18 protein-coding genes are annotated in these 15388 nt (G+C 54.3%); 8 read left to right on the plus strand and 10 right to left on the minus strand.

Features of this window, described 5'->3' with window-relative positions; genetic code table 11:
* Window positions 1-28 precede the first annotated feature (28 nt).
* Window positions 29-520 (minus strand): YajQ family cyclic di-GMP-binding protein, encoded by a 492-nt coding sequence (locus tag ACFX4O_RS04285; RefSeq protein ID WP_020456765.1) that lies wholly within the window; start codon window positions 518-520, stop codon window positions 29-31.
* Between the two features lie 139 nt (window positions 521-659).
* On the opposite strand from ACFX4O_RS04285, the gene panE reads away from it, so the two are divergent.
* A complete protein-coding gene (gene panE / locus ACFX4O_RS04290) occupies window positions 660-1571 on the plus strand; it encodes a 2-dehydropantoate 2-reductase (RefSeq protein ID WP_131410089.1) in 912 nt (303 codons plus the stop codon).
* Window positions 1534-2127: a protein deglycase YajL gene (yajL, locus tag ACFX4O_RS04295; protein WP_380207502.1), complete on the plus strand. Its 594-nt coding sequence runs from the start codon at window positions 1534-1536 to the stop codon at window positions 2125-2127. The genes panE and yajL overlap by 38 nt, the downstream gene beginning before the upstream one ends.
* Before the next feature lie 245 nt (window positions 2128-2372).
* On the opposite strand, the gene thiI is transcribed toward yajL, so the two are convergent.
* Window positions 2373-3821 carry a tRNA uracil 4-sulfurtransferase ThiI gene (thiI, locus tag ACFX4O_RS04300; RefSeq protein WP_131410085.1) on the minus strand — a complete coding sequence of 483 codons (1449 nt, stop codon included), beginning with the start codon at window positions 3819-3821 and terminating at the stop codon, window positions 2373-2375.
* A gap of 212 nt (window positions 3822-4033) precedes the next feature.
* Between thiI and xseB the strand changes: the two genes are divergently transcribed.
* From xseB to ACFX4O_RS04320, 4 genes are read left to right on the plus strand one after another with little or no spacing between them, the layout of a single operon-like run.
* Window positions 4034-4276, plus strand: a complete 243-nt coding sequence (gene xseB / locus ACFX4O_RS04305; protein ID WP_017458869.1) for an exodeoxyribonuclease VII small subunit — start codon at window positions 4034-4036, stop codon at window positions 4274-4276.
* Window positions 4277-5176, plus strand: coding sequence for a (2E,6E)-farnesyl diphosphate synthase (gene ispA / locus ACFX4O_RS04310; protein ID WP_380207505.1), 900 nt, complete (start codon window positions 4277-4279; stop codon window positions 5174-5176).
* A 24-nt stretch (window positions 5177-5200) separates the two neighbouring features.
* A complete protein-coding gene (dxs, locus tag ACFX4O_RS04315) occupies window positions 5201-7063 on the plus strand; it encodes a 1-deoxy-D-xylulose-5-phosphate synthase (RefSeq protein WP_380207507.1) in 1863 nt (620 codons plus the stop codon).
* A gap of 60 nt (window positions 7064-7123) precedes the next feature.
* Entirely contained in the window at window positions 7124-8098 is a 975-nt protein-coding gene (locus tag ACFX4O_RS04320) for an aldo/keto reductase (RefSeq protein WP_380207509.1), read from the plus strand.
* 38 nt (window positions 8099-8136) lie between these two features.
* Here the strand turns inward: ACFX4O_RS04320 and pgpA are convergent, their stop codons facing one another.
* From pgpA to nrdR, 6 genes are all read right to left on the minus strand, one after another.
* Window positions 8137-8652 carry a phosphatidylglycerophosphatase A gene (gene pgpA / locus ACFX4O_RS04325; protein WP_131410077.1) on the minus strand — a complete coding sequence of 172 codons (516 nt, stop codon included), beginning with the start codon at window positions 8650-8652 and terminating at the stop codon, window positions 8137-8139.
* Complete coding sequence (gene thiL, locus ACFX4O_RS04330; RefSeq protein ID WP_131410075.1) at window positions 8630-9607, minus strand: thiamine-phosphate kinase; 978 nt, start codon at window positions 9605-9607, stop codon at window positions 8630-8632. The genes pgpA and thiL overlap by 23 nt, the downstream gene beginning before the upstream one ends.
* Before the next feature lie 75 nt (window positions 9608-9682).
* Window positions 9683-10102: a transcription antitermination factor NusB gene (gene nusB, locus ACFX4O_RS04335; protein WP_131410073.1), complete on the minus strand. Its 420-nt coding sequence runs from the start codon at window positions 10100-10102 to the stop codon at window positions 9683-9685.
* Between the two features lie 19 nt (window positions 10103-10121).
* Entirely contained in the window at window positions 10122-10592 is a 471-nt protein-coding gene (ribE, locus tag ACFX4O_RS04340; RefSeq protein WP_065369181.1) for a 6,7-dimethyl-8-ribityllumazine synthase, read from the minus strand.
* Between the two features lie 89 nt (window positions 10593-10681).
* Entirely contained in the window at window positions 10682-11785 is a 1104-nt protein-coding gene (gene ribD / locus ACFX4O_RS04345) for a bifunctional diaminohydroxyphosphoribosylaminopyrimidine deaminase/5-amino-6-(5-phosphoribosylamino)uracil reductase RibD (RefSeq protein ID WP_380207512.1), read from the minus strand.
* Window positions 11786-11787: 2 nt separating this feature from the next.
* Complete coding sequence (gene nrdR / locus ACFX4O_RS04350; RefSeq protein ID WP_017458860.1) at window positions 11788-12237, minus strand: transcriptional regulator NrdR; 450 nt, start codon at window positions 12235-12237, stop codon at window positions 11788-11790.
* A gap of 153 nt (window positions 12238-12390) precedes the next feature.
* Here nrdR and ACFX4O_RS04355 point away from each other — a divergent pair, with 153 nt between their 5' ends.
* Together ACFX4O_RS04355 and ACFX4O_RS04360 are read left to right on the plus strand one after the other, a co-directional pair.
* Window positions 12391-12933: a DUF3251 domain-containing protein gene (locus ACFX4O_RS04355; protein WP_131410070.1), complete on the plus strand. Its 543-nt coding sequence runs from the start codon at window positions 12391-12393 to the stop codon at window positions 12931-12933.
* Between the two features lie 294 nt (window positions 12934-13227).
* Window positions 13228-14097 (plus strand): nucleoside-specific channel-forming protein Tsx, encoded by an 870-nt coding sequence (locus ACFX4O_RS04360; protein ID WP_380207635.1) that lies wholly within the window; start codon window positions 13228-13230, stop codon window positions 14095-14097.
* 42 nt (window positions 14098-14139) lie between these two features.
* On the opposite strand, the gene ACFX4O_RS04365 is transcribed toward ACFX4O_RS04360, so the two are convergent.
* Both ACFX4O_RS04365 and ACFX4O_RS04370 read right to left on the minus strand, forming a co-directional pair.
* Window positions 14140-14829 (minus strand): helix-turn-helix transcriptional regulator, encoded by a 690-nt coding sequence (locus tag ACFX4O_RS04365; RefSeq protein ID WP_380207515.1) that lies wholly within the window; start codon window positions 14827-14829, stop codon window positions 14140-14142.
* A 51-nt stretch (window positions 14830-14880) separates the two neighbouring features.
* Complete coding sequence (locus tag ACFX4O_RS04370) at window positions 14881-15246, minus strand: VOC family protein (protein ID WP_380207517.1); 366 nt, start codon at window positions 15244-15246, stop codon at window positions 14881-14883.
* Window positions 15247-15388: the final 142 nt, after the last annotated feature.

The following is a 15388-nucleotide window of genomic DNA, read 5'->3' on the forward strand; positions in this document are numbered from 1 at the left end:
TCTCCCTACCAGGGAGAGAGCGCACGCATTAATCGCGGAAGTTTTTGAACTGGAACGGCTGACCAAGATTACCGCCGCGCACCAGCGCCATGACGGACTGCAAGTCATCACGGGATTTCCCGGTCACACGAATCTCTTCGCCCTGAATCTGCGCCTGCACTTTCAGCTTGCTGTCTTTAATCAGCTTGATGATTTTTTTCGCCGTTGCCGCATCAATGCCCTGTTTCAGCTTTGCTTCCACAAACCAGGTCTTGCCGCTGTGAACAAACTCTTCCGGTACGTCCAGAGACGCCCCTTCAATGCCGCGTTTCAGCAATTTAGCGCGTAAAATATCCAGCAGTTGGTTAACCTGGAAATCGGATTCGCTCAAAACCTTAATGGTCTGTTTCTCTTCGTTCAGTTCAAACGTGGCTTCAACGTTGCGAAAATCAAAACGAGTCCCTACTTCACGGGTCGCATTCTCAACGCCGTTTTGCACTTCACGCATTTCAACTTCGGAAACGATATCGAAAGATGGCATCTTTTCTTCTCCCTCTGCATTTGTTGCGTTGCATAATACCCGCAACGAGGCATAACTCAACTTGTAATACGGGAAGCTTAGCCGACAGCGCTATAATGGTGAAAGCAACACCTGGCGACGTTGCAGGTGAGGAGGATAAATGAGAATTACCGTACTCGGATGCGGTGCTTTAGGGCAAGTGTGGTTAACCGCGTTGTGTAAAAAGGGACATGAAGTACAGGGTTGGTTGCGCTTTCCACAGCCATTTTGCAGTGTGAATGTCGTTGATGAAGACGGCTCAATATTTAACGAATCCCTGACGGCCAACGATCCTGAATTCCTGGCGCGTAGCGATTTATTGCTGGTGACGTTAAAAGCGTGGCAAGTTTCCGACGCGGTGAAAGGGCTGGCGGCAACACTCTCGCCTTCCACACCCGTATTGCTGCTGCACAACGGCATGGGCACCGTCGAAGAGCTGAAAGCGCTGGCGAATCCTTTACTGATTGGTACCACGACTCACGCTGCGCGCCGCGATGGCAACGTTATTGTGCATGTTGCCAGCGGCACCACGCACATTGGCCCGGCGCGGCAACAAGATGGCGAGTTCAGCTATCTGGCCGACATCCTGCAAGATGTGCTGCCGGACGTTGCCTGGCATAACACGATTCGTCCGGCGCTGTGGCGTAAGCTGGCAGTGAATTGCGTCATCAACCCGTTAACCGCGCTGCATGACTGTAAAAATGGCGATCTGCGTGCTTTCCCGGAGGAGATCCAAAAGGTCACGCATGAGGTTGCAGCCGTGATTGAACGCGAAGGCCACCATATCTCTGCCGATGATTTGCTGAGCTACGTGAATCAGATTATTGAAAACACGGCAGAAAATATCTCATCTATGCTGCAAGACGTACGCGCGATGCGCCATACCGAGTGCGATTATATTACGGGTTACCTGCTCAGACGCGCCCGCGCGCACGGTATCGCAGTGCCGGAAAACGCCCGTCTGTATGAAATGATTAAACGTAAGGAGAGTGAGTATGAGCGCATCAGCTCTGATATGTCTCGCCCTTGGTAGTGAAGAGACCGAAGCCGTCACCACTATCGATCTGCTGGTTCGTGGCGGAATTGCCGTCACTACCGCTAGTGTCGCTAGCGATGGCAACCTGGTCATTACCTGCTCACGCGGCGTAAAACTGCTGGCGGATGCGCCGTTAGTTGAAGTAGCAGATGGCGATTACGACGTGATTGTGCTGCCCGGCGGCCTGAAAGGGGCGGAATATTTTCGCGATAGTCCGTTACTGGTGGAAACGGTGCGCCAGTTTCACCTCTCGGGTCGTATTGTTGCTGCAATTTGCGCGGCGGCGGGCACCGTGCTGGTGCCGCATGAGATTTTCCCGCTGGGCAACATGACCGGCTTTCCCGGTCTGAAAGAGACCATTCCCGCCGAACAGTGGCAGGATAAACGCGTCGTGTGGGATCCGCGCGTCAATCTACTCACCAGCCAGGGGCCAGGCACCGCCATCGATTTTGGTCTGAAGATTATTGACCTGCTGGTGGGGCGAGAAAAAGCGCACGAAGTAGCGTCACAGCTGGTGATGGCTGCCGGAATTTATAACTACTACGAAGCCTGAATAAACATCCGCCTTCCAGAGAAGGCGGCATTGATCCTGCCTTTGAAGAGCGCGTCCCCCACCTTAAAAATACGTATCTACCCGTCCGGTAAGATTGAAATCCAAAGATAATATGGCGCGCTCGCTCAACGTGTCTGCGTGTCGTGGTTTTCCGTTAGCAATAAAAAAGCCCGGTGGCGCTTACGCGTACCGGGCCTTCAGTGTGAACAACATCGCTGACAAGAGACAGAGCTCGCCCGCATTTTTTACGGGCGGTAAACCTTCACATTGGCAAAGCCCTGCTCGCGCAAATAGAGCGCCTGCAGACGGCTCATCACACCGCGCTCGCACCACAGCAACCAGTTTTTGCTCTGATCGAGGTCGCCAAACTTCGTACTCAGTTTATAGAACGGCAGCGAAACCACGTCGATCCCTTCCAGCTTCAGCGGCTTATCATCCTGTTCATCAATAGAGCGGATATCCAGGATCACATCGTTCGGGCCAAAACCGGTTACCGTTTCGACTTCAACAACCGTTTCCTGCGTCTGCTGGGCAATTTCACGGATATCGATATTGCTCGCTTCAGCGACCACTTTTTCAAGGATGGAGAAGTCGAAATGCTCTTCCTCCGCTTCGATCTTCGCTTTTACCGCTTTGACAGTTGGGCTTTTCGAGATCACACCGCAATATTCCGGCATGGTACGGGCAAAATCTTCAGTACCGATTTCACGCGCGAGATCGATGATGTGCTCTTTGTCGTAAGAGATCAGCGGGCGCAGAACTAGCGTGTCAGAAACGTTGTCAATCAAACGCAGGTTAGTCAGCGTCTGGCTGGAAACTTGACCCAGCGCTTCACCGGTCACCAGCGCTTGCACGCCATAGCGCTCAGCCACTTTTGATGCTGCACGCACCATCATGCGTTTCAACACCACGCCCATCTGGCCGTCATCCACTTTTTCGAGGATCTCACCCACTACTGGCTCAAAGTTGATCGCTACAAAACGTACGCGGTGGGAACTACCGAAGCGGTTCCACAGATAATGCGCCACCTGGCGAACGCCAATTTCATGCGCCGCCCCGCCCAGATTAAAGAAGCAGTAGTGTACGCGGCAACCGCGGCGCATCAGCATATAGCTGGAAACGCCGGAGTCGAAACCGCCGGAGATGAGCGACAGCACATCTTCCTGGGTGCCGATCGGGAAACCGCCGATGCCTTCATAGCGGCCTTTCACCAACAGCAGGCGATCATCTTCGATCTCCAGATTCACCGTCACATCCGGGTGAGTCAGTTTGACACGCGCAGATTCAACATGCTGGTTCAGACCACCGCCAACATAACGTTCAACTTCAATCGAGCTAAACTCATGCTTGCCGCGGCGTTTAACGCGCACGCAGAAGGTTTTACCCTCAATCTGCTCGCGGTACTGCACCAGCGCTTTCTCAAAAATGTCGTGCAGCGAGGTGAAAGGTACATCTTCCACTTCGAGAATATGGTGGATGCCCGGAATACGGGTCAGCGCGTCGCGAATAGCCAGGCGCTGATTTTCATCTTTGGCGCGCACTTCGATATGATCCCAGTGGCGGACAACGGCGAGGGTCTCGTCGTACTGCTTCAGAACGTTACGAATGTTCCCGGTCAAAATTTTAATAAAGCGCAAACGCACAGATTGGCTTTTGATGGTGATTTCCGGGAACAATTTAATGATAAACTTCATGGCGGCAATGGTTCGTTGGCAAGCCCGGCTGGGCCTGTAGAGGAAAATAATACAGCAGCCCATACCCGCGGCTGCATCCAGGCGCGGAAGTATACCACCATCGCAATAAAGCTGCGCACATTGCATTACCATTGCGCGTTATTTGCTAAGCGCCGCGACTTCGCTACCATAGCTAAGTTGAGCCAGAACAATAGAAGAGTCAGACATTCACTATGCCAAAGAAAAACGACGCACCGGCCAGTTTTGAAACAGCGCTAAGCGAACTGGAACAGATTGTCACTCGTCTTGAAAGCGGCGATCTTCCGCTTGAAGAGGCGCTCAATGAATTCGAACGCGGCGTGCAGCTGGCGCGCCAGGGGCAGGTAAAACTCCAGCAAGCAGAACAGCGCGTGCAGATCCTGCTCTCCGACTCACAAGAGGCTCCACTCACGCCTTTTGCCCCGGACGCTGAATAAATGGGTTTCGATCAACAGCTACAGGCCTGTGTTTCTCAGGCCAATGACGCGCTGCGCCGATTTATCGCGCCCCTGCCCTTTCAGAACACTCCTCTGGTTGAGGCCATTTCCTATGGCGCATTATTAGGCGGTAAACGCCTGCGCCCTTTTTTGGTTTACGCCACGGGGACCATGTTTGGCGTTAGCCAGCAAACGCTGGATGCACCCGCAGCAGCCGTGGAGTGTATTCACGCTTACTCGTTGATCCACGACGATCTGCCGGCCATGGATGATGACGATCTCCGTCGGGGTTTACCGACATGCCATATTAAGTTTGGTGAAGCCAGCGCCATCCTCGCGGGTGATGCGTTACAAACTCTGGCTTTCTCCATTCTTGCGGATGCACCAATGGTAGACGTCGATGCGCGTGACCGTCTGGCAATGGTTTCGGAACTGGCTCACGCCAGCGGCGTTGCCGGAATGTGCGGCGGCCAGGCGCTGGATCTCGCAGCAGAAGGCAAGCGGGTTTCGCTGGCTGAGCTTGAGCAGATCCACCGCCACAAAACCGGAGCGCTGATTCGCGCAGCAGTCCGAATGGGCGCGCTAAGCGCAGGTGATAAGGGCCGCGAAGCCCTGCCGCTGCTTGATCGCTACGCGGAATGCATTGGTCTGGCGTTCCAGGTTCAGGATGACATTCTGGATGTTGTCGGCGATACTGCGACGCTTGGCAAACGCCAGGGCGCTGACCAGCAACTGGGGAAAAGCACCTATCCTGCACTACTGGGCCTTGAGCAAGCCCGGACAAAAGCCCGCGACCTGATTGACGACGCCCGGCAAGCTTTAAGCCTGCTTGCGGCACAGTCGCTGGATACGACGGCACTGGAAGCACTGGCAAATTACATAATCCAGCGTGATAAATAACGAAAACACCACGATGAGTCTCTGATGAGTTTTGATATAGCCAAATACCCGACGCTGGCGCTGGTTGATACCACGCAAGAGTTGCGCCTGCTGCCGAAAGAGAGTCTGCCGAAGTTATGCGACGAATTGCGCCGCTACCTTCTCGACAGCGTGAGCCGCTCCAGCGGGCACTTCGCCTCCGGGCTTGGCACGGTTGAATTGACCGTCGCGCTACATTACGTCTACAACACGCCGTTTGATCAGCTGATCTGGGACGTGGGCCACCAGGCGTATCCGCATAAAATTCTGACCGGACGCCGTGACAAAATCGGCACCATCCGGCAGAAAAACGGGCTGCACCCTTTTCCCTGGCGCGGCGAAAGCGAATACGACGTGCTGAGTGTCGGCCATTCATCGACCTCAATTAGTGCTGGCATTGGCGTTGCCGTCGCGGCGGCGAAAGAGGGCAAACAGCGCCGCACCGTCTGTGTGATTGGTGATGGTGCGATCACCGCAGGCATGGCGTTTGAAGCCATGAACCACGCGGGTGATATTCGCCCGGATATGCTGGTGGTATTAAACGACAACGAAATGTCGATTTCTGAAAATGTCGGCGCGCTGAATAATCACCTGGCGCAGTTGCTCTCCGGCAAGCTCTACTCCACGCTGCGCGAAGGCGGCAAGAAAGTGCTTTCTGGCGTACCGCCGATTAAAGAGCTGATTAAACGCACCGAAGAGCACATCAAAGGTATGGTGGTGCCGGGTACGCTGTTTGAAGAGCTGGGCTTTAACTATATCGGTCCGGTAGACGGTCACGATGTGCTGGGTTTGGTGCAGACGCTACGTAATATGCGCGATCTGAAAGGCCCGCAGTTCCTGCATATCATGACCAAAAAAGGGCGCGGTTATGAACCAGCCGAAAAAGATCCGATCACCTTCCACGCGGTACCGAAATTCGATCCGACCAGCGGAACGCTGCCAAAAAGCAGCGGCGGCATGCCGAGCTATTCGAAGATTTTCGGCGACTGGCTGTGCGAAACCGCCGCCAAAGACAGCAAGTTGATGGCGATCACGCCAGCGATGCGTGAAGGTTCCGGGATGGTCGAGTTCTCGCGCAAATACCCGGATCAATACTTTGATGTGGCGATTGCCGAACAGCATGCGGTGACGTTTGCCGCCGGGCTGGCGATTGGCGGCTACAAGCCGGTGGTGGCGATTTACTCAACGTTCCTGCAACGCGCCTACGATCAGGTTATTCATGATGTGGCGATCCAGAAGCTACCGGTACTGTTCGCTATCGACCGCGCCGGGATCGTTGGCGCAGACGGTCAAACCCACCAGGGCGCGTTTGATATCTCTTATCTGCGCTGCATCCCGGGAATGGTGGTGATGACACCGAGCGACGAGAACGAATGTCGCCAAATGCTGTTTACCGGCTACCACTACGCAGACGGGCCAAGCGCGGTACGTTACCCGCGCGGTAATGCCGTTGGTGTGCCGCTACAACCGCTGGAAAAAATGCCCATTGGTAAAGGTGTGGTGAAACGCCATGGCGAAAAAGTGGCGATCCTTAACTTTGGTACGCTGTTGCCGGAGGCGGAAAAAGCCGCCGAAGCGCTAAACGCCACGCTTATCGATATGCGTTTTGCCAAACCGCTGGATGACGCGCTGATTCTGGAAACCGCCGCGCGCCATGAATCACTGGTTACGCTGGAAGAAAACGCCATTATCGGTGGCGCAGGTAGCGGCGTGAATGAGGTGCTGATGGCTAACCGCAAACCAGTACCGGTGCTGAATCTTGGACTGCCGGATTTCTTTATCCCGCAAGGCACGCAGGATGAAGCCCGCGCTGAACTGGGGCTGGACGCCGCCGGTATTGAATCCCAGATCAGAAACTGGCTTGCCTGACCCTTCCCCATCCGCTCCTGCTATGCTTAAACGTACGTTTTGACAAGCAGGAGTGGAACCATGCAATACAACACATTAGGAAAAACAGACCTGAAGGTTTCCCGCCTTTGTCTGGGCTGCATGACGTTTGGCGAACCGGATCGCGGTAAACACGCCTGGACATTGCCTGAAGAGAGCAGCCGCCCCATCATCAAACGCGCACTGGAAGGTGGTATCAACTTTTTCGATACCGCAAATAGCTACTCGGACGGCAGCAGCGAAGAGATTGTTGGCCGGGCGCTGCGCGATTTCGCCCGCCGCGATGAAGTAGTGGTGGCGACCAAAGTCTATCACCAGGTTGGCGATCTGCCCGAAGGCCTGTCACGCGCGCAAATTTTGCGTTCTATTGATGACAGCCTGCGGCGTCTTGGCATGGAATATGTGGATTTACTGCAAATCCATCGCTGGGATTACACCACCCCCATCGAAGAGACGCTGGAAGCGCTGGACGAGGTAGTAAAAGCCGGTAAGGCGCGCTATATCGGCGCATCGTCAATGCACGCCCGTCAATTTGCCCAAGCGTTAACGTTACAGGAGCAAAACGGCTGGGCGCGTTTTGTCACCATGCAAGATCACTACAATCTTATCTACCGCGAGGAAGAGCGCGAAATGCTACCGCTGTGCTACAAAGAGGGCGTGGCGATTATTCCGTGGAGCCCGCTGGCGCGCGGTCGTTTAACACGTCCGTGGGGTGAAACCACTGCGCGTCTGGTGTCGGATGAATTCGGCAAAACGCTGTACAGCGAAACGGATGAGAACGATGCGCAGATCGCCGAACGGCTGGCGGGTATAGCGGAAGATGTAGGAGCCTCACGCGCGCAGGTCGCACTGGCGTGGCTGCTGAGTAAACCCGGTGTTGCCGCACCGATTATCGGTACATCGCGTGAAGAACAGTTGGATGACTTGCTGGGCGCGGTGGATTTAACGCTGAAGCCAGAGCAAATAGCCGAGCTGGAGACGCCGTATCAACCGCATCCGCTGGTTGGCTTTAAGTAAACGCGAAAGCGCCCTCTCCCGCTGGGAGAGGGAGAGGTTCAGATAAGCCCGATAGGCCAGTGATGGCCTATCAAATAGAGCAGCCCGGCGGCAATGATCCCGGCGACAATATCATCCACCATTATCCCCATTCCGCCGTGCACATTGCGATCAAACCAGCGGATCGGCCACGGCTTCCACATGTCCAGAATACGGAATAGCACAAATCCCACGGCGACCCACTGCCAGTCATTGGTCGGTAGCGCCATCAGCGTAATCCACATGCCGATGAACTCATCCCAGACAATACTGCCGTGATCGTGCACCCCCATGTCTTTTGCCGTCTGGTGGCAGAGGTAAACGCCAAGCGAGATCCCAAGCATCACTAGCAGCGAGTAAAGCTGCCAGGGCAAAAAGGTCATTGCCCACCAGAAAGGAATCGACGCCAGCGATCCCATAGTTCCCGGAACGATTGGGCTTAAACCGCTGCCAAAACCGGTAGCCAGCAAATGCCAGGGGTTGCGTAAGTTAAGACGGCTTTTAGCCACATCTTTAGTGCGCGGCAAAGTGGTCATATCCTTTCCAGTCAAGCGTCACGGCTTTGCCGTCGCGGGTGAAATGCAGCCCTTCAATATCCGCACTGATCTGCCCGATACAGGTAAAAGGCGCACCCAACTGACCAATCGCGACATCCAGCGCACCGCGGTTCAGCTCCGGCACGGTAAAGCATAATTCGTAATCTTCCCCGCCAGAAAGCGCCCAGCGTAGCGCCTGATCCGGTGTGACATGGCGGCGAATGGCGTCGGAAAACGGCAATGCATTCAGATCGATACGCGCACCGCAACTGCTGGCTTTCAGCACATGTGCCAGGTCAGAAATCAGGCCATCGGAGAGATCAATTGCAGAACTTGCGAGGTTACGCAGCGCCTGCCCCTGCAATACGCGCGGCGTTGGGCGCAGGTGGCGCTTAAGCAAATATTGCGCATCAGCGCTATCGTCAACGACTAAACGCTGTTGCAAAATCGCCAGACCGGCAGCGCTGTCGCCCGGCGTACCGGTGACATAGATCCAGTCACCTGGCTTCGCGCCAGAACGTTTCATTGCCCGCCCAACCGGCACATAACCATGAATGCCAATCGTCATCGACAGCGGGCCACGCGTGGTGTCGCCGCCGATCAGTTGCATATCGTAGTAATTGAGCTGTTCAAACAGGCTGTCGCTAAATGCTTGCAGCCAGTCTTCATTCGCCTCGGGTAGCGTCAAGGCCAGCGTTAACCACGCCGGATCGGCCCCCATCGCCGCCAAATCGCTGAGATTAGATGCTATCGCTTTGTACGCCAGATCGGCCGGATCGATATCCAGCAGAAAATGGTTGCCCGCCACCAGCGTATCGACGCTGATCGCCAACGTCTGTTTTTCGGGAACATTGAGTAGCGCGCAGTCGTCGCCAATGCCAGTTTCTACATCGCGACGGGAATTTCGTACGCGGTCAAAATAACGGGCAATCAGGGAAAATTCGCCGCATGCCATACGTTATACCTCTGTAGAAAAAAGAAAAAGCCGGAACCGACGTGCAAAGTGCAGCGCCAGCTTCCGGCTTGCGGATCACTTCTTGTGGGGGCGGATCGCAGGTGCGGCTTTATCCAGCACGCCGTTAACAAACTTGTGGCTGTCTTCAGCGCCGAAGGTTTTTGCCAGTTCGATCGCCTCGTTGATCGCCACTTTGTATGGCACATCATCACGTTTGGACAATTCGAACAGTGCGATACGCAATACCGCTTTCTCGACCTGGCCCAGCTCTTCGAGCAAACGAGACAGGTAAGGCTTCATTAAGCCATCGAGATATGCGCTATTAGTCGCCACCCCGGTCAACAGTTCACGGAAGTACAGAATATCAACGTCTTTAACGTCTTGCTCTGCCAGGAACTGGTATTCAACATCAGCGATGTCGTTCTGGGACAACTGCCAGGAGTAGAGCGCCTGGACGGCACACTCACGGGCGCGGCGACGAGCAGCAGGTTTCACGGAATTCCCCTTACAAAATTCAGGCCTTGATGGCTTTCAATACATTAATCATTTCAAGCGCGGTCAGTGCGGCTTCCGCACCTTTATTACCGGCTTTGGTGCCAGCACGTTCGATGGCTTGTTCAATACTCTCAGTGGTTAGCACACCGAAAGCTACCGGGATCTCGCTGTCCTGGGCCACATGCGCCAGACCATTGCTTGCGCCGCCGGCAACATATTCGAAGTGCGCAGTACCACCGCGAATCACGGTGCCAAGTGCAATCACCGCGTCATATTTGCCGGTTTTCGCCAGCGCACCAGCCGCCAGCGGCAGCTCATAAGCACCAGGCACCCACACAACGGTGATGTTGTTATCTTTCACCTGACCGATGCGTTTCAGCGCATCAATCGCGCCTTCCAGCAGGCTGTCGTTGATGAAGTTGTTGAAACGCGCAATGGTGATAGCGACGCGAGCGTCCGGAGCAGCAACGTTGGCTTCAATAATGTTCATACACTTCCTTCACAGGTTCAGTTCGGACCCCGCAGGGGGGCGGATTTTAGCATAATATTTTACGCGCTGCTTCCCTTTTACAGCAGGCATCACGCATGAGTGAGATGCAGGCAGACATCCGGGCCAACCTGACGTATCTCGTTGAATTTAAAGTGAGGTGCGTCCGCAAGGGCGGATAACCCCGGCAGCACGCACAGACCGCGCGCATCACTGCCTAACAGTGTAGGTGCCAGGTAGACAATCAGTTCGTCCACCAGGCCAGCCTGCAATAACGCGCCGGCAAGGTGCGCGCCCGCTTCGACCCATACACTGTTGATCTGCTGTTTGCCGAGCAGCATCATCAGCATGACCAGATCGGCGTGGCCGTTGTGTTCCGGTACGATAATTTCACGCACATTTTCAGGCCATTGGCGTTCATCGGCTCGCGTGCGGGCAAACCAGGTTTCTCCCGCCAGGCCGACCAACTGATGCTGCGGTGTCACCCGGTTCTGGCTGTCGATGACAATACGTACCGGTTGACGCAAATTTTCCTGCGGGTAAAGCGCCTGAGTATCAGCGTTTAACTCTGCCCAGCGCACGGTCAGCGCTGGATCGTCCGCCAGCACCGTTTCACTACTGGTCAGGATCGCGTGGCTCTGCGCGCGTAGCAACTGTACATCGCGGCGCGCCTGCGGTGAGGTGATCCACTGACTTTCGCCGCTGGCCATCGCGGTACTGCCATCAAGCGACGCGCCCAGTTTAAGCTGAACGTAAGGGAACCCGGTGCGCATACGTTTGAGAAAGCCTTTATTCAACGCTTCAGCTTCACTCATCATTAACCCGTGGCTGACTTCAATACCTTCTTGCTGCAAGCGATACAAACCGCGTCCGGCCACCTGCGGGTTAGGATCCTGCATCGCGGCGACCACGCGCGCAACACCAGCATTAATCAGCGCTTCGCAACATGGCGGCGTACGCCCGTGATGGCTGCAAGGTTCCAGCGTGACATACACCGTCGCACCACGAGCCCGTTCGCCCGCCATGCGCAACGCATGTACTTCCGCGTGCGGTTCGCCAGCACGGTAATGAAAACCTTCGCCGACAATGTTGCCGTCATTGACAATTACGCAGCCGACACGCGGGTTCGGGTGAGTGGTAAAACGCCCACGCTGCGCCAGTTTCAGCGCTCGCGCCATGTACATTTCGTCAAGCATGATTAGTCCTGTAGACGGGCGATCTCTTCGCCAAATTCGCGAATATCTTCAAAGCTACGGTAGACGGAGGCAAAGCGGACATAGGCCACTTTATCGAGCTTTTTCAGCTGCTCCATCACCAAATTGCCAATCATCTTACTCGGCACTTCCCGTTCGCCAGTTGCGCGAAGTTGCGATTTAATGTGATTTAACGCCATTTCTACGTCGTCCGCGCTGACCGGGCGCTTTTCCAGCGCTTTTAACATGCCACGACGCAGCTTCTCTTCATTGAACGGTTCACGCACATCATTACTTTTCACGACGCGCGGCATCACAAGCTCCGCCACTTCAAAGGTGGTGAAACGCTCATTGCAGACCAGGCACTGCCGGCGACGGCGAACGGATGAACCTTCACCCACCAGGCGAGAATCGATAACTTTGGTATCCACGGCGAAACAGAATGGGCAATGCATACGGCGTCCTGACGTTAGAGTTAACTGAAATCTATTTTACCCTGAACTGGCATGACAACAAAGGCAGACCGTTTTTGAGACAATGGATCGATGGCAACGAGGCCGTTGCGATCTACCATTACAGAGAAGATCCTATCCAAGGAAACAGACACAATGACAAGACGTTACCTAAGAACCCTGTTACTGGGAAGCCTTTTTGCCCTCAGTGCCTGCGCCCAGCAAAGCGAAGTTCGCCAGCTCCATCAAAGTGTCAGCACGCTAAATAATGAAATGAGCAAGCTGAACAAAGAGACGGTGAAAATCACCCAGCAGAACACCCTGAATGCCAAATCCGGCAGCGGCGTTTACCTGCTGCCAGGTGCCAACACGCCCGCCCGGTTGAATAGCCAAATCGGTATGCTGCGGATGTCGTTGCAAAATATCGCGCCGAATGCGGCGGGAACCCGCGTTGTGTTGCGGATCCAGGGCGAATCCAACGATCCGTTACCGGCGTTCAGTGGAACCGTTGAGTGGGGTCAGATCCAGGGCACCACCGAGAACTACCAGGAAGTGAATGTACAAAACCAGCTGATTAACGCACCGGCCAGCACGCTGGCACCGAGTGACGTTGATATTCCGCTGCAACTTAACGGCATCACACCGGAGCAGTTAGGCTTTGTCCGCATTCACGATATCCAGCCCACCAATTTGCCGTAACCCCAGGGGCGACGCTGTCGCCCTTTCTTACTCTCTGTCATGCATTTTCTTCTTTTTTGTCATCTCTTCATCACATTCACCAATTTGCAATATCGATAAATGCCAGTACAATCGCCGTCGTTTATTGCACGCAAACGTGAACGCAATCGATTACGCGTGTGTCAATAATGTGAAACAACACATATTTTTGTGAACGCGGATACTTATAATAGGCGCGCAGAAATATGAAACATTTAGAAACTCCATGCGTGCTTTCTTTCACTCCCGTCTGGGATCTCAATCAGTGGCGTAATGATGAAAAAAACAATTCTCGCAGCCGGTGCTGCTCTGGCGCTTTCCGCTTCTTTTACTGCTAACGCAGCGGATAACAGCAAACCTGAATACGTTTCCGACTGGTGGCACCAGAGCGTAAACGTGGTGGGCAGCTACCACACCCGTTTCGGACCTGTTCCGCGTAACGATACTTATCTGGAATATGAAGCGTTCGCCAAGAAAGATTGGTTTGATTTCTACGGCTACCTGGATGCGCCGGTCTTCTTCGGTGGTAACACCGGTGCGAAGGGGATCTGGAACCACGGTTCGCCGCTGTTTATGGAAATCGAGCCGCGTTTCTCTATTGATAAACTGACCGGCAGCGATCTGAGCTTTGGTCCGTTCAAAGAGTGGTATTTCGCCAACAACTACATTTACGACATGGGTCGCAACGCTTCCGGCCGCCAGAGCACCTGGTACATGGGTCTGGGTACCGATATCGACACCGGTCTGCCGATGAGCCTCTCCCTGAACGTCTATGCGAAATACCAGTGGCAGAACTACGATGCGCCAAACCAGAACGAGTGGGATGGCTACCGTTTCAAAGTGAAATATTTCGTGCCGATCACCAGCCTGTGGGGCGGTCAGCTGAACTATATCGGTTTTACCAACTTTGACTGGGGTTCAAAACTGGGCGACAGCCGCTACTACGTTAACGGCGAACAGTTCCGCACCAACAACTCGATTGCCTCCAGCCATATCCTCTCGCTGGGCTACGATCACTGGCACTACTCTGTGGTTGCGCGTTACTGGCACAATGGCGGTCAGTTAAAAGATGATGCAGCCATGGGCGATACCTATGTGCGTTCTACCGGTTGGGGTGGTTACCTGGTTGTTGGTTACAACTTCTAATCCCACTGCATTGCATAAAAGCCGACCCGATGGTCGGCTTTTTTATTGCCAGCGCGCTTTCTGCAGGTTAACAAATGCCTGCATCGATCTGTCCGCGCGTTCCGTAAATGTCTTGCCAGTAAAAGTGACCGACGTGCAGCGATCGAGACGGAAACAACGATAGTCATCACGTAACGTACACCACGACACCAATACCCAAACACTTCCCATAAACGACAACCCTAACGGATGGATCACCCGCTCCGAGGCTATTCCTTTGTCGTCTTCATAATGCAGATGCAGCTCCTGATGCAGTCGCATCGCCTGGTGCATAACATCAAACCAGACGCGTACCTGCGGGTATTTATCAAAATTGGGTGAAACGATGCGGTTGCGTTCAGCCGTAATGCGTTTGTCGTAAGGCAGCACAGACAAAAGTTTTTCCTGCGCCGAACCAGCAGCTTGTGCCAGCGTATCGCCGCTCCAGGTTTGCAACATGCCGATAGCGGCAATTAGTGCTTCAACCTCAAGGCCGGTAAACATTAACGGCGGCAAATCGAAACCGGGCAGTAAACGATAACCGCTGCCTGCTTCGCCCTGGATCGGTACGCCAGAGAGCGACAAATCGCGAATGTCGCGATAGATGGTGCGTTCAGAAACCTCCAGCCGCTCGGCCAGTAGCGCCGCCGTCACGCGACGTCGGGTACGCAGAACCTGAACTATCTGAAACAATCGATCAGCACGACGGCTCATAACTTATCCGGATGAAGAAAAGCCCGCGCATTCAGCACGGACATCAGTGGTTCAGGCGGGTTGATGCAATCCAACCCGGTTACCCTCACTGTCAATAATCAAGGCAATAGTACCGATGCCCTGCGGCAATACTTCCGGGCCAAAGCAACATTCACCGCCCTTTTCATGCACGCGCTCCAGCGCAGCCGCAAGGTTTGCTGTCGCCAGGTAAACCACTGTACCACCGCTTGCCGGCTGGAACATTGGCCCTTTTACCAGCGCACCGCCGGTGGCGGGTTTTACATGCGGAAAAACCGCCATCTCGATACCGGCTACGGTCTCATGGCGAAACTGCCCACCTAATACATGCTCATAAAACGCCACGGCGCGATCCAGTTGCTGTACTGGTAATTCAAACCAATTCACTAATGTATTCATGCTCTGTTCCTCTGCGTTAAAAAATCAACACAGCGAGTCTGCCAGAGGGCTCCTGACAGCATATTGTCAGTAGGGATCGTCTTACTATTTTCCGTTCCATCGTGATAATTATCCGAAAAACATAATTAACCAAAACATTAAT

Origin of the sequence: Kosakonia sp. YIM B13571, assembly GCF_042788095.1 — a bacterium.
GTDB classification, from domain to species: Bacteria; Pseudomonadota; Gammaproteobacteria; order Enterobacterales; family Enterobacteriaceae; genus Kosakonia; species Kosakonia quasisacchari.

Bases quoted from the DNA above. Each gene is read 5' to 3' on its own strand.
- ACFX4O_RS04285 (WP_020456765.1), bottom strand. From the start codon at position 520: ATGCCATCTTTCGATATCGTTTCCGAAGTTGAAATGCGTGAAGTGCAA.
- yajL (WP_380207502.1), top strand. From the start codon at position 1,534: ATGAGCGCATCAGCTCTGATATGTCTCGCCCTTGGTAGTGAAGAGACC.
- panE (WP_131410089.1), top strand. From the start codon at position 660: ATGAGAATTACCGTACTCGGATGCGGTGCTTTAGGGCAAGTGTGGTTA.
- ACFX4O_RS04365 (WP_380207515.1), bottom strand. From the start codon at position 14,829: ATGAGCCGTCGTGCTGATCGATTGTTTCAGATAGTTCAGGTTCTGCGT.
- nrdR (WP_017458860.1), bottom strand. From the start codon at position 12,237: ATGCATTGCCCATTCTGTTTCGCCGTGGATACCAAAGTTATCGATTCT.
- ACFX4O_RS04355 (WP_131410070.1), top strand. From the start codon at position 12,391: ATGACAAGACGTTACCTAAGAACCCTGTTACTGGGAAGCCTTTTTGCC.
- ribD (WP_380207512.1), bottom strand. From the start codon at position 11,785: ATGCTTGACGAAATGTACATGGCGCGAGCGCTGAAACTGGCGCAGCGT.
- ribE (WP_065369181.1), bottom strand. From the start codon at position 10,592: ATGAACATTATTGAAGCCAACGTTGCTGCTCCGGACGCTCGCGTCGCT.
- ispA (WP_380207505.1), top strand. From the start codon at position 4,277: ATGGGTTTCGATCAACAGCTACAGGCCTGTGTTTCTCAGGCCAATGAC.
- ACFX4O_RS04370 (WP_380207517.1), bottom strand. From the start codon at position 15,246: ATGAATACATTAGTGAATTGGTTTGAATTACCAGTACAGCAACTGGAT.
- dxs (WP_380207507.1), top strand. From the start codon at position 5,201: ATGAGTTTTGATATAGCCAAATACCCGACGCTGGCGCTGGTTGATACC.
- pgpA (WP_131410077.1), bottom strand. From the start codon at position 8,652: ATGACCACTTTGCCGCGCACTAAAGATGTGGCTAAAAGCCGTCTTAAC.
- xseB (WP_017458869.1), top strand. From the start codon at position 4,034: ATGCCAAAGAAAAACGACGCACCGGCCAGTTTTGAAACAGCGCTAAGC.
- thiI (WP_131410085.1), bottom strand. From the start codon at position 3,821: ATGAAGTTTATCATTAAATTGTTCCCGGAAATCACCATCAAAAGCCAA.
- ACFX4O_RS04320 (WP_380207509.1), top strand. From the start codon at position 7,124: ATGCAATACAACACATTAGGAAAAACAGACCTGAAGGTTTCCCGCCTT.
- thiL (WP_131410075.1), bottom strand. From the start codon at position 9,607: ATGGCATGCGGCGAATTTTCCCTGATTGCCCGTTATTTTGACCGCGTA.
- ACFX4O_RS04360 (WP_380207635.1), top strand. From the start codon at position 13,228: ATGAAAAAAACAATTCTCGCAGCCGGTGCTGCTCTGGCGCTTTCCGCT.